Here is a 15,295-nt window from a genome sequence, read left to right as displayed (position 1 = left end):
ATTCCCTACAAAAAGAAGTATCCTTCTAATTGCTTCATGAACTAATTGATTAGTCATCTTTTTATTATCTTTTTATATTTAAAATAGAACCAATGTTTGCCGCTTCTTATTTTATCATAAATCTTGCGGCGTCTATGCTATATTGTAGCGATTTATTTTAATTTGGCAAATACGAAATTTGAAACAACATATTTTTATACTAATATTATCTAGCGTTTTTTGGGGGGTTGAAAGAAAAAAACTGCTAATAATTAGCAGTTTTTTGGTAAACATTATGCTTTTGTTAATGCATGTTCGACTTTGATGCAGCGGTTCATAATAACGGTATAGCCCTTGTTTTTTAAAAACTCATACGCCTCATCATTTTCTAGTCCAAGCTGCGCCCAATATACATCGGCATCGATCTCATCAAATTCTTTGGCTACATCGAACAATTGTTCTGACCTGCGGAAAACATTAACAATGTCTACATGTCCTTCAATATCTTTCAGAGAGGCAACTGCCTTGACACCAAGAACCTGATCGACAGTAGGATTCACTGGAATAATGTCATAACCCGCTTTTTGCATAGCAGCAGAAACTTGATAGGATGTTCGTTCAGGATTATCACTCAAACCAACAACAGCGATTCTTTTTGCCTCTTTTAAAATTATCCCAATTTCATTACGACTTGGATTTTCAATGCTCATATGTCACACTCCCTTTTCTCTTTATTTTACCTATATTTTCAAAAAATACATAATAAAAAGTTCTTAACAGAAAAAACCCATGGTAGAAGAGGCTGCATAAAATATTCTTTAACTGGATAAAAGTTTCGGTTTGACCGCGACTGCTACCTTTGGAATAGTAAGGCAGAATCGAGCTCCATCACCAGTATTTTCTGCTAAGACACTTCCGTCCATGTTTTCCAATATTTTCTTGGCCATATAAAGTCCTAAACCGGTGCCATGATGTCGTGTAGTAAAATAAGGTTCGAAGATTTTCTCAAGCAGTGAGGGTTCAATTCCACCAGCATTATCGATAAATTCAGCCGATATTTCTTTATCCGTTTCATCTATTTTGATTAGTATTTTTCGATTATTTATTGTGTTATGAACAAATGCATCCCTAGTATTTGTGAAAAGGTTAAGGACAACTTGACTATATTCATTCGGATATCCATATGCCATATTCCGACCTCTGTATTCAAATTCAACCAGTATTTCATGGTTTATTAAACTTGATGAAAAAATAGAAAGAGCATCTTCAATGGAATCCTCCACGGAGAATGGGACTTTTTCCTTGTTCGGTTTATAAAATTTGCGAAAATCATTAATCGTCCTCGACATATACTTAATTTGGAGCAAGCCTTCTCGAGTAAAACGGTCAATATATTGATCATCAATTTCTCCGAACTCTCGTGCTTCTCTTACATCCTGGATTAATAGTGATAAACTATTTAACGGTTGACGCCATTGATGTCCAATACTTGCAATCATTTCCCCCATTGCAGCAAGTCTTGATTGCTGGATTAGGACATAATCCTTTTCAAGGTTTTTTGCTACTTCTTCCTGAATTCTTTGTTCTAAATCTTGTTTCACAGTCTCTAAAGAATCATATATTTTTGCTAAGTCCTGATAGCTCTTTTCACTTTCCGTTAGCTTTTTCAACAACTCACGGCGCTTATAAAAAGATTGGAAAATGACATAAATGAAGGTTCCACTAACAAAGGATAGGATAAAATACCACATTATCACTCTAACCACCCTCAAAACAGTCTTGGTTGTATAGTGTTACACAGTTTCGTCCTTTATTTTTAGACTGAGTAAGTGCTTGATTTGCCTCAGAAATTAAATTATTTTTCGTTTTGCCTTTAGAAAACTCGGCGATCCCAAAGCTGCATGTTATCTTTTCAATATTATTAAATTTAAAGTCTTCGATAATGAAACGGATAGATTCGGCTAACTCCTGTGCTTCAATACTATCCGTAGCAGTAGTTAGCAGGATAAACTCTTCGCCACCCCAACGGGCAAAAATATCTGATTCTCTAATCCGTTGCTGAACAATGGTAGAGATCGTATGAAGGATTGTATCCCCAGCCTGTTGTCCAAAGCGTTCATTCACATGATTAAAGAAATCAATATCCATCAAAATAATCGAAAAAGGATGGCCTAATCGTTCGGCACGTCTAATTTCCATTTCCAAGATATCATCCATTTCCATTCGGTTTATACTGTTGGTTAGGGAATCCATCAGGACTAATTGCCGATTCTTTCTATTCTCATCCTCTAAAGCAGTGATATCCTTACAAACAAATATATACTGGTTCGTTCCTGGAATGGCCTCGACCTTTATTAAAAAGATATTATCCCTTGCATGGGTGTCTTTCCAGTGCACCTTCACAGGGCTATTTCCAGTTTCCAAAATTTCCTCATACCACCTGCTCCTGTCTTTTGGATAAAAATAATTGCTACCTTCAACAAAATAACTAGAAAGTAATTTACTTTTATGTAGATGAGTTTGAATCTTGCTAATTCCAGTAAAGTTGGTAAAGGCCTGATTGAATTCAATGATTTCATCGTTTTCAATGATAAAAATAAGGTTATCCTGAAAATCTAAGATGGCTCTTGTTAACTTCTTTTGTTTGGAAAGCTCTTTCTCTAGTTGCATTTGGTAGACTGATTTTTGAATCGCGGACAAAAGCTGACCTAAGTCAATCGGTTTGAAGATAAAATGATTAATTTTATTTGCATCGGACTGGATAAAGAAATCATGTTCTTCATAAGCACTTGTTGCAATCACCTGGACTTGTTCGTTCAAGGCTCGTATCTTATTAATCAGTTCTAACCCGCTCATTTGGTTCATTTTAATATCACAAATAATTAAATCCGGTTGGTAACGCTGATAAAGCTGAAATCCTTCCACATCGTCAATTGCAGCATATACATTGGCAAAACGACGCTTTAGAACTCGCACTAGTTTTTCCCTAGAAAACTTTTCCTCTTCGACATATAAGACTTTAACATCTTGGTATTGATCATTTAGGTATTGCTGAAGATTTGTTGCCATTGGTTTTTCACCTCTCTTATAATTTCAGGATGATTGGATATGTGAAAACCGACCAATTCACTTGTATCGTCGGCCGGTTTTATATGTTTTATATGATTTTATCTAAATTATATTGTCTCTATACTTTGCTTTCAATGGATTAACATAGGGTTTGAAAATTCTCCATTTTTTCGTAATAAAATTGACTCTATTTGTACTTACTTTGGACAGAAAAGGAAAAGCGTGGTGTTTTTTCTATAATACATGGTAAAATAGAAGGACTGGATCTTTTTGTTGAAGGAGAATTTGTTAATGGTTCAAATTATTTTAATTTTGGTTCTTGCGTATTTACTAGGTTCAATCCCCTCTGGTTTAATTATCGGAAAAGTATTTTATAAAACAGATATTCGCCAGCATGGGAGCGGAAATTTAGGCGGAACAAATACGTTTCGGACACTCGGTGTTAAGGCGGGAATGGCGGTGACACTTGCTGATATACTGAAAGGGACATTAGCAGCATCCCTGCCCTATCTTTTTCATGTCGATGTGAATCCATTACTGGCTGGAGTATTGGCTGTTATCGGTCATACCTATCCGATTTTTGCCGGGTTTCGTGGCGGAAAAGCCGTTGCTACTTCAGGTGGTGTCGTATTGTTCTATGCACCCTATATGTTTATCACGGTCCTTGTTATCTTTTTTATCAGTTTATACATATCAAAATATGTTTCCTTATCCTCGATGATCGCAGGAATTACAGCTGTTTTGTTTGCCATTGTTACTGGTATTATTCGTGATTGGGACATCCCTTTGCTCATCGTAGTATTTCTGCTAGCTTCGTTTGTAATATATCGGCACCGAGCCAATATTAAAAGAATTATTAATAAAACGGAACCAAAGATTAAATGGTTATAATGAAAAGGAACCGATACCGGTTCCTTTTTGTTTTTTAAATAGTTTTAAAATTATACAAGAGTATAATATAGTATAACTAACAGTCTAAAAAAGAGATTACATAAAAAACCAGCGCCTAATAAGGAGTAATTATGAAACGGAATGCTATTATACCTTCAGTTTTAATTATTATTGCATGTATCAGTTTAGCTTCTTACCTCTTAATTCAACAAAGTCAACATTCAGATGAAGACGAAAAAATTTATCCTTCAAAAGAGCATAAGCCTCGATCTTCACTATTGATCAATCGCGAGATGACAGAAAAAATAACACTTGGTGCCATTGGGGATATACTGATTCACGACAAAGTTTATAAAGATGCCTTTAATGGGGCGAGATATAATTTTGACCCAATGTTTGAAAATGTAAAACCTCTATTAGAAAAGCCAGATGTTTTAACTGCCAATCAAGAAAGTATGTTAGGGGGAAATGCACTGGGTCTTTCAGGTTATCCGAGGTTTAATAGCCCATACGAGTTAGCAGATGCGCTCGTCCATTCAGGGGTCGATATAGTTTCCACAGCCAATAATCATACGTTAGATAAAGGCGAAAAAGGGATTAAGTCGGAAGCCGCTTATTTAGAAAGTATTGGACTGCCACATGTGGGAAGCTTCATTGATGAAAAGGACCGCCAAAATTTGAGGATACTAAATAAAAATGGGATTAAGCTTGCTTTTCTCTCCTATACCTACGGAACGAACGGAATCCCCATACCAGACGGAAAAGATTTTCTCGTCAACCTTATTAACCGCGAATCGATGAAAGAGGAAATTCATCGCGCCAAAAAACAATCAGATGTAGTCGTCATGAGCATCCATTGGGGTAATGAGTACAAGCGAATGCCGACAAAAGAACAAAAAGACCTTGCAAAATTTCTTGCTAATGAAGGAGTCGACATCATCTTTGGCTCTCATCCCCATGTCCTGCAGCCAATGGAATGGATAAAAACAGCAGAAGGCAAACGAACGTTTGTCATTTATTCATTAGGGAATTTTATTTCCGCCCAACATGGCGACTATAAAGATATTGGCGGTTTAACCACCATTGATATTACAAAACATGTATCAGAAAAAGGAACCACCATTGATTTTTCTAACCCGGCTTTTTACCCAACCTATGTCGCAAGTAAAAAGAATCATAATTTCCGCGTGGTTCCATTAGAGAAAGCAGGATCATTTGGTCTTCGAAATGCTAATGCGAAATTTAAAGAAATTCAAACACATATGCAACAATGGCTCCGGTAAAGCGGGGCCTTTTTACTCATAAAAGAAAGGTAGGAGGAACAAAGCGGATGGAAGGTATTAATCGACAAGGTATCTTGTTAAGTCTGTTATTTTTAACCATGACCTATTTTTTTGCAAGAGGTTACTACACTCCCTTTTTTGTTTTTCTGATTGCTTTATTATTATTAGTTGCTTTTTTTAAGGAAGAGAAACGCTTATTTGCCTGGATGGTCATATCATTTTTTTTAGGTAATCTATTGCTAGTGTATATGGATAACTTCATAGAAAGTTTTCGTTCATCAGCTTATTCGCTTGTCATGTCTAGTCAATTGTTATTATTAATTCCAATCATTATTATTAGCTATGTTATTAAGAAATTTAAACTAGAAATTAGTCCATTTTTAAAAAAACCTATGCTATCAGGAGAAATTCAATTACCTTTTAACATCGCTTTTTCGTTAAGAAAATTTTTTCTTTTCCTTTGCCTTCTTTCAATACTAGCCATTATTGGGATACTTTTGATAAAAAAAGATGAAGTGCAATGGCATCTTTTGCTATTCATTTTATTGTTTTCAAGCTTCAATGCATTGCTAGAAGAGGTTTTGTGGCGCGGAATACTTCTTTCTAAACTGATTACGATAACCAATCAACGATTAGGCATGATAGTCACCAGCATTGCTTTTGGCTTACATACGACCATGTTTGGATTTTCAATCTTAATATCAATTCTTTATTTTTTTCTAGGATTATTATTTGGATTATTAACGTTATCATCTAAAAGTATCATTCCAGCTATCATTGTTCATACCTTGATCACGACCCTTTTAATAATATCTGGATGGGTGATGATTCCTGTTTAATTTTGCCGAAATTCCTACCCTAAAAAGAAATCCGCACTCTTAGAGTGGTTACTCTTCAAGTGGACGGATTTCTTTTTGCCATATATGTTCAAACAAACCTTCTTTTTGTAAAATTTCTCTTTGTGGCTCACCTATTAAATCGAAATGCGAATAACCATCCTTCCGATTATGGATCCATTCTTTCCTTAAACCATATTTTTGGCCCCAAACTGCTAATTTTGCAAGGTCATTGCAGCCCACCTTAGTGACTGTATTTGAACCTGGAAAGCGATCATCTAGCCAATAATGGGTTAAAAACGCAATTTCTCCGTTGTCAATTTTTCTTTTCCATTCGCTTATTTGCTGTTTTTTAATTCCAAAGGCCAATCAAGACACCTCAATATATAGATTATTTCGCTGATAAAAGTAAGAATTTTAGTCCTTTTTCTTAATTTCTTCATATTTTAAATACCATTCAGGAAATGCCTTTTTGAATGAAGTAGGTCTAAAATTATCTTTTTTAACAATAATATGGGTTGTTTTTCCTTCTGCACAAATTTCCTCATCGCCATTTACAATCGTATATCCATAAACAGTTTTGATGCCATCATTTAATTCTACCCATGTTTTTACAAACCCTTTATCACCATAGCGTAACGGTTTTCTGTAGGTTACTTGAACGTCATAAACAGGAGCAAAATAACCTGACTCCTCCATTGCAAGATAACTATAGCCGAGATCCTCAATAAATCCGGTTCTGCCAAGTTCAAAAAACTTTAGATAATTAGCATGGTAAATAACACCCATCATATCTGTATCAGCATAATAGAGCTGAATTTCTCTAGTCGAAATAAATAAATTTTCCACAGGTCACGACCCTTTCGTGATCATATTTTACATTTTATTGATTGCCTTTATTACATCTGCTACTTCAAGCAGCAGGGACTTTTCAAAAAGATCTTCATCTTCTGCAACATCCATTAATCTTGAGGCCTGTGCTTGAATCATTTCATCCACCATGTTTGTTGCAAAACGGCCATTCCCTTTGAAGGATTCTTCATCCATCTTTTGTAGTAACAGCACTTTTGCTTCCCCTGTTAGGTGGTATTGAAAACTATTAGCATAGACCGCCATGATTTCAAGCAGTTCTTCTGGTGAATAATCAGGAAATAAAAAGAACTTTTTAAATCGGGAGCGAAGACCAGGATTGCTTTCTAGGAGCAAGTCCATTTCATGTGGGTAACCTGCCAAGACAACGACTAGGTTTTCATTATGCTTGGTCATTTCATCAACAAGTGTATCTATGACCTCTTTACCAAAATCACCTGTTGTCGAACTGAAAAGGGAATAAGCTTCGTCAATAAATAAGACACCACCGAGCGCTTCCCTAATTTTTTTCTTTGTTTTCCCTGCCGTTTGACCCACATATCCGGCTACAAAATCTGCCCTGCTTGCTACGATAAGATGCCCTCGTTTTAAAATGCCACATTCCTTTAAAAGCTCCGCATAAATCTTAGCAACGGTTGTTTTCCCTGTACCAGGATTTCCGGTGAAAACAGCATGAAGCTGAATAGGTACGGGCGGCAGCCCTTTTTTCATCCGGTACTGCTGCATTTTTACAAATGAGATAAGTGATCTCATCTCCACCTTTAAGGCTTTTAAACCGATTAGACGGTCCAATTTTTCATAAGGAGACTCAACACTTTCCTCTTTGTCTAAAAGAAAGTCCTCTTTATTCAGTAACATATAATCTAAGATGTTATCATCATTTACTTCCTTGTCAGAGCCCTTTTTAAAAATCGCATCTAAGACAATATTGCGGACTGTTCTTGCATTTCCAAAGGAATCATCCACCCGTTCACGATCGAGACGATGATTGATTTCGATTTTGGCTTCTTCGCTAACGAAGTAATCATTATCTAATGCCACATGTTCTGCAATGCTTATTAACTCTTCATTCGAATAATTTGGCAAATGAATGAGATTGGACTGAGGAAAACGGCTTCGTAAACCTGGATTAGCCTCTAGAAAGGAACGCATTTCCTCAGGATAGCCTGCCATAATGACCGCGAATTTCCCGCCATATTCATTTCCTGTCATAAGTGAAACCAGTGTATCAATAGCCGCTTGACCATAATCGTTGCCTGTTTGCCCCTCACGTTTTAGACTATAGGCCTCATCAATAAATAACACCCCGCCAATAGAGCGTTCAACAACCGCTCGAACATTTTCTTCTGTTTGGCCGACAAATGAACCGACAAGCTGCGATCGATCCGTCTCAATCACTTCCTCACGAGGCAAGACACCTAATTCGTGATAAATTTTCGCAAGTAAGCGGGCAAGTGTTGTTTTTCCTGTACCCGGATTACCGGTTAAGATCATGTTCAAGCTCAGTTCGTCCTTTATTTGAAAACCGAGCTCCTTCCGCTGTTTTTGGTACTTTAAAAATCGGTAAAAATCATTGATCCGATTTTTAACAAACTCCATCCCAATCATTTCATTCAGTTGATCTAAGGCGTTGATTCGATCAGGAAGACTCTCAGTTTCTTCTTCAATAAATTCCCGTTGCCAAGTAGCTTTAATTTCCTCTAAATTAGATAAATGCAATTTCAAGTCATCATAATAGGTGGAAGTATGGAAAACACCTGTAATCGATTGATCGTACTCCTCAGCTGCCTTTAATAAACTTCCTGTTTCGTCTATAGCAGAAGACAACAACCCGTAAAGAAGCTGATGTTTTTGGAATAAATCCTTATTTTCTAATGTTGAGGAAAGATCTCTTTTCGTTTCTAATACATGTTGAATCTCATCGGCATCCGTTAAAAAGTTCTGACACACTTCTATGTATTGTTCCGCAGTTTTCTTTTTGGCTGTTCGATTATCCGTTTCTCTCATTGCAGGAAAGGTAAGCTGCGAAAGTAAGCCCTCCATCTTTTTCCAATCCGATTGCATCATATATTCTTTTGCGGCTTGATTATCAGGAAATAGTTTAAGCGCTCTTTCAATCCATACCGCTGCCATTTTATCCTGTTTATTTCGACCAATCCGTGACAAAGCGGCAAGTGTTAATAACTTTGATTGGATGACGGGATTGGATTCGTACGTAAGAGCGGAAATTAATGCACTTTCATTTGAAATGGACCCGTTTTCGTTCAATTCAATTTCCCATTGCTTTAATAGGTCTTCGTTTATTGTTTTTTGATTTACAAGTACTCTCAAGGTTATCACTTCTTCTTCAAAATTTCCCTTCTATCTTACCATAACAGTCGCTCCATACCTAAACAAAAGACCTGTCCATAATGAACAGGTCTCCCACTTTTTTAGCTTTCTTGATTATGCGCCTCATCCTTAATTTCTGAACGGAAGGAGTCGATGCTTTCACGTCGGCGTTCATTCTTTGCTTCAATTTCCTGACGTTGTGTCTCACTGTCTGTTAATGCTAAAGATTCTTCAGCTGCTTCGATATTATTTTCCGTATTTTGAATCATTGCTTGAAGCTTTTCAACGTTATCGCTGCGATCATCTGGATTCGGTTTGTTATTATAGGCCATCATAATTCCTCCTATGGTGTAATTGGTACAAATATAGTTTGTTACTGAGCAGGAAAAATAAACAAAGAAAATTTTTGATAACAAAAAAGACCCAGAGGCTTTCGCCTATTGAGTCTTATCATCCATTCCTATTCACCTTTTGTTTGAATTACTTGTGCATGCTGCCCTGATGTATCATTCATTTTCTTACCCTTATTCCCACTGAACCCTCGTGGCTGGGTACCTACATGGCTTGGAGTAAAATGTTTGTGGTCTTTTTTTGGATTACCCATGTGCTGATCCCTCCTTATGTACATTTTGTCCATATGGCCGGGAAACATAATTGGTAATCTTTTTTAGTTATTCTGCTTTACCGAGACGTTTTTCTTCCAAGCGTTGTTCGATTTTTTCAATTGCAGCACGATCTTTTAAAAGTTGTGATTTATTTTCAGATACAAGCTCTGCAAACGAGCGTTTTCTAGGTTTTCTCATCGGTATCACCGTCCTTATTTCCTATTGTAACAGTTATTATGCCCGGAAACGGTTGCAATTATTACAACTTTTTGAAAATTATATCGTTTTTTAAATATTTATTATAAAAGAAAAAAACGCTGGAGTAATCCAACGTCTTTTGTTTATTTTAGTTTATTTGTAAAATCTTTCATATCTTCAAGTTTCATTCCACCGACATATTTATTCTGGATCATCCCTTTACTATCAATAAAATACGTAGTTGGAATGGAAAGTACTTGATAGGTTTCATTTACTTTATCATCGGCATCAAGAGGGATTGGAAAAGTAATTTTATTTTCATCAACAAATCCTTGGACATCTAATTGTGGATCAATGTTAACCGATAAAATAACGATATCCTTTTCCATTTGCTTGGAAAATTTCTCCATAGCTGGCATTTCTGCTTTACAAGGCGGACACCATGTTGCCCAAAAGTTAAGCATAACTTTTTTTCCTTTTAAATTGGAGAGTTTCACGGTCTCACCTGTTAATGTTTTAAGTTCAAAATCAGGTGCCTTTGCTCCAATAGCGAGTCCTTCTTGACTAGCTGTTGTTTGACTTGTAGTTTCGGGAGTTTCTGTTTTTTTATCCATTGCCTGAACAATCGCTACAGTAAGTAATGTAACTAATATTACGGCAGCAATTACTTTTTTAATCATCCCCGAATCCTCCTTTACTTCATACTCTGCTACTTCGATTTTACACTATAAACTTAGGTGAAACAAAACATGGATATGCCGAAACTGTGACAATTCACAAAGATTACATGTTTTTATAGATGTTTCCCAATTCAGCTAAAATATTTTTCGTGACAATTTCAACGATTTGGTTAATTGCTTTCTTTTCTTTAGGATATAAAAAGTCTGTGAAGCTCTTCCTGATAATTTCCTTTTAATATACCCTTTTCGGTTATTATTGCTGTTACCAATTCATTAGGAGTGACATCAAATGCTGGGTTAAATACTTTCACACCTTCAGGGGCTGTCCTTTTTCCAAATCCTTCAGTTATTTCGGAGGCATCTCTTTCCTCGATTGGGATATCAGCACCTGTCTTAGTTTCTAAATCAATGGTAGAGAGCGGTGCCGCTACGTAAAACGGAATATTATGGGCCTTCGCTAATAATGCCACACCGTATGTACCAATTTTGTTGGCGACATCACCATTTGCCGCAACGCGATCACAACCGACGATAACAGCGTCAACCCAGCCTTTTTGCATGACCATTGCTGCCATATTGTCTGTGATTAGGGTGACATCAATGCCAGCTTGCATAAGCTCCCAAGCTGTCAAACGAGCACCTTGTAAAAGCGGTCTTGTTTCATCCGCAAACACCTTTATATCCCAGCCCTTTTCTTTTGCTAAATAAAGCGGAGAAAGGGCTGTTCCATATCTTGCTGTTGCGATGCCTCCCGCATTACAGTGTGTGAGAACGCCCATCCCATCCTTTAAAAGGTTTAATGCATGCTCCCCGATCGTGCGGCAAACTTCTTCATCTTCATTGCGAATAGTATGTGCTTCAATTTCTAGTGCTTCTTTGATTTGATGGATCGGTAATTCTTTTTCTTTTAAGGCCCTGTCATTCATTCGTTTTAGTGCCCAAAATAGGTTAACTGCGGTAGGTCGTGAAGTGGCCAAATAATCGGATTGCTTTTTAAAATGAGCATAAAAATCTTCAAAGGAATTTTCAGGTGCATCTTTTATACCGAGCACTAAACCGTATGCTGCTGCAATTCCAATCGCTGGGGCACCGCGGACTTTTAACTGTTTTATTGCATCCCAGGCGTCTTCAATTTTCGTCGTTTCAAGAAATTCTGTTATATTTGGAATTTTGGTTTGATCTAGTATTTTAAGAACTCCGTTTTCATAAGAAACGGATTGTAAGTATGTGTTTTCCATGGAGAAACATCCCTTCTGCTTAAATAACTTCTATTATGTATTAATTTTCAACTTCTACCTATGTAATTTTAACAATATCCATGACATATGCAATACTTTCATTTTTGTAAGATGGAATTCTTAAATATTAACTAAATTGCGCGAAAATTTGTTAAAATAAAAACAAGACTGGAGGGGATTCTTATTAAGATTCTTGTTTTAGGTGGAAGTCGCTTTTTGGGGAGAACATTTGTGGAAGAGGCTTTGAGGCGAAATCATGAAGTGACGATTTTTAATCGCGGAATTCAAAATCCAGGAATAAAAGACGTTGAAGTCCTTACTGGGAATCGGTTTGGTAATTTGAAAGCGCTTCAAAACCGCCACTGGGATGCTGTTTTGGATACAAGCGGATTTATTCCATATACGGTCCAAAATACAACCAATTTATTGAAGGATCGCGTAAAACATTATACATTCATCTCGAGTATATCCGTTTACCAAGACTGGGTTCCAGAAAATTTAGATGAAGGCTACTCTGTTTTAGAAATGTCACTTGAGAAAGCTAATAAACTTTCAATGGATTCAGACGAGCCAGTTTATGAATATTATGGACATTTTAAAGCGTTATGTGAGCAGATTGCTGAAAAAAATTTGCCTGGACGAGTGTTAAACGTTCGTGCGGGTCAATTAATTGGGCCGAATGATTATACGGACCGTGTTCCCTATTGGATTAACAGAATAGCAAAAGGCGGCAAGGTTTTGGTGCCCGGAAGCCCTCATCGACGTGTGCAGGTGATTGACAATAAAGACCTTTCGAATTGGATCCTCGATATGGAAGAGCAGGATTCCACAGGAACCTTTAATGCAACAGGGCCTGATTATCCGCTAACGATGGAAGAGTTTATCGACGCATGTATCAAAGTGACTGATTCAAATGCAGAAGTGGTTTGGGCAGATGAGAAATTCCTTCTGGATCAAAAAGTGGCTCCTTGGACAGAGATGCCTCTCTGGGTACCAGAGAATTATCCTTTATCACCTGAGACTAAAGAGCCTTGGAAAGGTGCTTTCTCCATCAACGTGGATAAAGCGATTCAGAGTGGACTTACTTTTAGACCGCTTGAGGAAAGTATCACTGATATTTATGAGTGGGAGAAGACTCGCCATTTGACGGAATATGAGTGGAAATCGGGGATGCAAGCGGAAAAAGAGAAAGAACTGTTTTCCATATTAAATGAAAAATAATCAACTTGTGGATTCGCAAATAAACCATCAATTACCGGAGGAAAACAACAAAAGAGAGAGCAGATATCCCTGCTCTCTTCCGTTGTTAATTGCTTAAATCCCGTTTTTGCTTAAGAAGTTCTTTAAATTCTTGGTCTAATACAAGATATTTAGGATCATTTTGATCGATTAATGATATTTCTCCCAAAATCACCGCGATCTTGTTTTCAATGATTAATAATGCTTCTTCTTGATTATCCTCTTTCTTTACTTTTTTATTAAAATATTCCTCTGGTGTCATTTCTACACGTTTAATTTGCTGGTTTTCAAATACTAGCAGCCGGTTGCATAATTTATTTAAGAAATAATAATCATGGGAAACCGTTATGATCGTCCCATTAAACTCTGCTAATGTCTTTTCCAGCTGCTCCCTGCTCGGCAAATCCAAATGATTCGTCGGTTCGTCAAGGATAAGAACATCGTATTCTTTCATTAATATATCGACTAGCTTTACTCTTGTTCGTTCGCCCAAACTCAATGTCCTAATAGGTTTTGTAAAGAACTCGTCTTTTAAGCCTAAATTGGCGAGCAAGGTCCGCGCTTTTAACACATCTTCCCTATCTGTGAAACCTAAAGCCTCCATCACCGAATTATCGTCTGGTAAATCATCAACATCCTGACTTAAATAAGCAACGTTTATCGAGTCGCTCTTCCATAGATTACCATCTGTATACGTCTCTTGATCTAGGATCATCTTAATTAATGTCGTTTTCCCGCAGCCATTTTCCCCTAAGAGTCCCATTCGCTCTCCATGATTAATGTAGAAGTTAGAGCTATGAAAGAGTGTTCGATCTTCGTACGATTTATTTAGACGTTTGGCCTCGACAATCCGTTTGCCTCTCTTCCCTTGAGTGTCAAACTGGAACCTTACTTGGACTTCATCTAAAGGCTTATCAATTTTATTTTTTGCAAGCTCATTTTGCAGACGTTTCATTTTTGATTTCACTTGATTGTCTGTTTTTTTAGCCTTAGCCCGATGGTATTCCTTAATACCATTTTGTCTTTTACTGGGTCCTGATCCCTTTTTGGTTGAATCACGATGGGCTTTTTCCGACCATGACTTTAATTGTTCCATTTGTGATTCAACCATTTCTATTTGCCGTTGCTGGGTGCTATATTGATGACGCTGATTCTCCGCCCGATGTTGTTTTTCAACACGATAGTCACTATAGTTACCATTGTAAAAGTGGAGTTTGCCATGTTCAATTTCGAAAATACGATGCACTGTTTCATCTAAAAAATGACGGTCATGAGAGATAATTAAGACAGGTCCTTGAAATTTTTCTAATTCGGTTACCAGCCACTTAATCCCATGAAAATCCAAGTGATTTGTCGGTTCATCCAAAATTAAGAAGTCAGGTCTTGATGCCCAAACCGTCGAGAGTGCCAGTTTTAATTTTTCGCCTCCGCTTAAATGATTTAATCGGTCATCCTCCCAGTCATAGACCTTTTGAAGACCTAATTCACTAGCATGCTGGAATAATTCTTTCCTTGTGCTTCCTGATAATGACTGATGAAAATCACTTATCTCATAATCAATCGACTGCGATAGATAGCCTATTGTTAACTCGCTTGATTTTTCGATGACCCCTTTATCGGGTGTTATTTTTCCAAAAAGGATATTGGCTAGTGTTGTCTTTCCTGTACCGTTGTACCCGACAAGGCCAATCCTCTCCCCGTTCTTTATATCAAATTGGATATTTTCGAATACCTTTCTTAAATGAAAACTTTTTTCTAAGCCGATTACTTTAATGACTGTTTTTTGATTTGAATGCATAAAAAAACTCCCTTCAATTGAACCTGAAGAGAGATTATGTCTTAGAAATGATCACCATTTGCCGTTAAAATGAACAACAAATAAACCTTTTAAAGGTTTTATTGGTATATACGATCAGGACATAAAAAAGGACAGTCTAATCCTATTCTTCAGGTTCAACATTTTTCGTTATTCGAATCATGTCTGAAAAATAAGATTATAATTTCATCGTACCTTAATCATTCCTTTTCGTTTGTTAGTTTTATTTTATTAGACGATCATTAACTTTGTCAAACATT

16 protein-coding genes are annotated in these 15,295 nt (G+C 36.8%); 4 read left to right on the top strand and 12 right to left on the bottom strand.

All coding sequences use genetic code 11. From position 1 onward, the window contains the following. Positions 1-272: 272 nt before the first annotated feature. The 3 genes from COE25_RS27615 to COE25_RS27605 form a co-directional block, all read right to left on the bottom strand. Entirely contained in the window at positions 273-689 is a 417-nt protein-coding gene (locus COE25_RS27615) for a CoA-binding protein (protein ID WP_088087682.1), read from the bottom strand. Positions 690-797: 108 nt separating this feature from the next. Further along, complete coding sequence (locus COE25_RS27610) at positions 798-1,730, bottom strand: sensor histidine kinase (protein WP_098934921.1); 933 nt, start codon at positions 1,728-1,730, stop codon at positions 798-800. 7 nt (positions 1,731-1,737) lie between these two features. Then, positions 1,738-3,048 carry a diguanylate cyclase domain-containing protein gene (locus COE25_RS27605; protein ID WP_098934920.1) on the bottom strand — a complete coding sequence of 437 codons (1,311 nt, stop codon included), beginning with the start codon at positions 3,046-3,048 and terminating at the stop codon, positions 1,738-1,740. Between the two features lie 291 nt (positions 3,049-3,339). Here COE25_RS27605 and plsY point away from each other — a divergent pair, with 291 nt between their 5' ends. From plsY to COE25_RS27590, 3 genes are all read left to right on the top strand, one after another. Then, positions 3,340-3,939, top strand: a complete 600-nt coding sequence (gene plsY, locus COE25_RS27600) for a glycerol-3-phosphate 1-O-acyltransferase PlsY (RefSeq protein WP_098934919.1) — start codon at positions 3,340-3,342, stop codon at positions 3,937-3,939. Between the two features lie 131 nt (positions 3,940-4,070). Next, positions 4,071-5,222, top strand: a complete 1,152-nt coding sequence (locus COE25_RS27595; protein ID WP_098934918.1) for a CapA family protein — start codon at positions 4,071-4,073, stop codon at positions 5,220-5,222. 47 nt (positions 5,223-5,269) lie between these two features. Further along, positions 5,270-6,061 carry a CPBP family intramembrane glutamic endopeptidase gene (locus COE25_RS27590; RefSeq protein ID WP_180247634.1) on the top strand — a complete coding sequence of 264 codons (792 nt, stop codon included), beginning with the start codon at positions 5,270-5,272 and terminating at the stop codon, positions 6,059-6,061. Positions 6,062-6,109: 48 nt separating this feature from the next. Here COE25_RS27590 and COE25_RS27585 read toward each other — a convergent pair whose 3' ends face one another. The 8 genes from COE25_RS27585 to mtnA all read right to left on the bottom strand — a co-directional run bounded on the left by COE25_RS27585 (position 6,110) and on the right by mtnA (position 11,980). Beyond that, positions 6,110-6,427, bottom strand: coding sequence for a hypothetical protein (locus COE25_RS27585; RefSeq protein ID WP_098934916.1), 318 nt, complete (start codon positions 6,425-6,427; stop codon positions 6,110-6,112). Between the two features lie 48 nt (positions 6,428-6,475). Then, a complete protein-coding gene (locus COE25_RS27580) occupies positions 6,476-6,907 on the bottom strand; it encodes an acyl-CoA thioesterase (RefSeq protein ID WP_098934915.1) in 432 nt (143 codons plus the stop codon). A gap of 27 nt (positions 6,908-6,934) precedes the next feature. Further along, positions 6,935-9,259 (bottom strand): AAA family ATPase, encoded by a 2,325-nt coding sequence (locus tag COE25_RS27575; protein WP_098934914.1) that lies wholly within the window; start codon positions 9,257-9,259, stop codon positions 6,935-6,937. A gap of 101 nt (positions 9,260-9,360) precedes the next feature. Further along, positions 9,361-9,594, bottom strand: a complete 234-nt coding sequence (gene tlp / locus COE25_RS27570; protein WP_373408494.1) for a small acid-soluble spore protein Tlp — start codon at positions 9,592-9,594, stop codon at positions 9,361-9,363. Positions 9,595-9,719: 125 nt separating this feature from the next. Next, positions 9,720-9,863, bottom strand: coding sequence for an acid-soluble spore protein N (locus tag COE25_RS27565; RefSeq protein WP_088087693.1), 144 nt, complete (start codon positions 9,861-9,863; stop codon positions 9,720-9,722). 67 nt (positions 9,864-9,930) lie between these two features. Beyond that, positions 9,931-10,062 carry an FbpB family small basic protein gene (locus COE25_RS27560; RefSeq protein WP_088087694.1) on the bottom strand — a complete coding sequence of 44 codons (132 nt, stop codon included), beginning with the start codon at positions 10,060-10,062 and terminating at the stop codon, positions 9,931-9,933. A 143-nt stretch (positions 10,063-10,205) separates the two neighbouring features. Next, complete coding sequence (locus COE25_RS27555) at positions 10,206-10,742, bottom strand: redoxin domain-containing protein (RefSeq protein ID WP_098934913.1); 537 nt, start codon at positions 10,740-10,742, stop codon at positions 10,206-10,208. Between the two features lie 188 nt (positions 10,743-10,930). Then, on the bottom strand, positions 10,931-11,980 hold the full coding sequence (mtnA, locus tag COE25_RS27550; protein ID WP_098934912.1) for an S-methyl-5-thioribose-1-phosphate isomerase: 1,050 nt from the start codon (positions 11,978-11,980) through the stop codon (positions 10,931-10,933). Positions 11,981-12,163: 183 nt separating this feature from the next. Between mtnA and COE25_RS27545 the strand changes: the two genes are divergently transcribed. Continuing rightward, positions 12,164-13,201, top strand: a complete 1,038-nt coding sequence (locus COE25_RS27545) for a Rossmann-fold NAD(P)-binding domain-containing protein (RefSeq protein ID WP_098934911.1) — start codon at positions 12,164-12,166, stop codon at positions 13,199-13,201. Positions 13,202-13,286: 85 nt separating this feature from the next. On the opposite strand, the gene abc-f is transcribed toward COE25_RS27545, so the two are convergent. Continuing rightward, entirely contained in the window at positions 13,287-15,017 is a 1,731-nt protein-coding gene (abc-f, locus tag COE25_RS27540; protein WP_098934910.1) for a ribosomal protection-like ABC-F family protein, read from the bottom strand. Positions 15,018-15,295 lie beyond the last annotated feature (278 nt).

Origin of the sequence: Bacillus sp. AFS031507 (assembly GCF_002584635.1) — a bacterium.
Lineage (GTDB): Bacteria > Bacillota > Bacilli > Bacillales > Cytobacillaceae > Neobacillus.
Note: the sequence above shows the minus strand (reverse complement) of the source record. Positions and strands in the feature narration are given on the sequence as shown.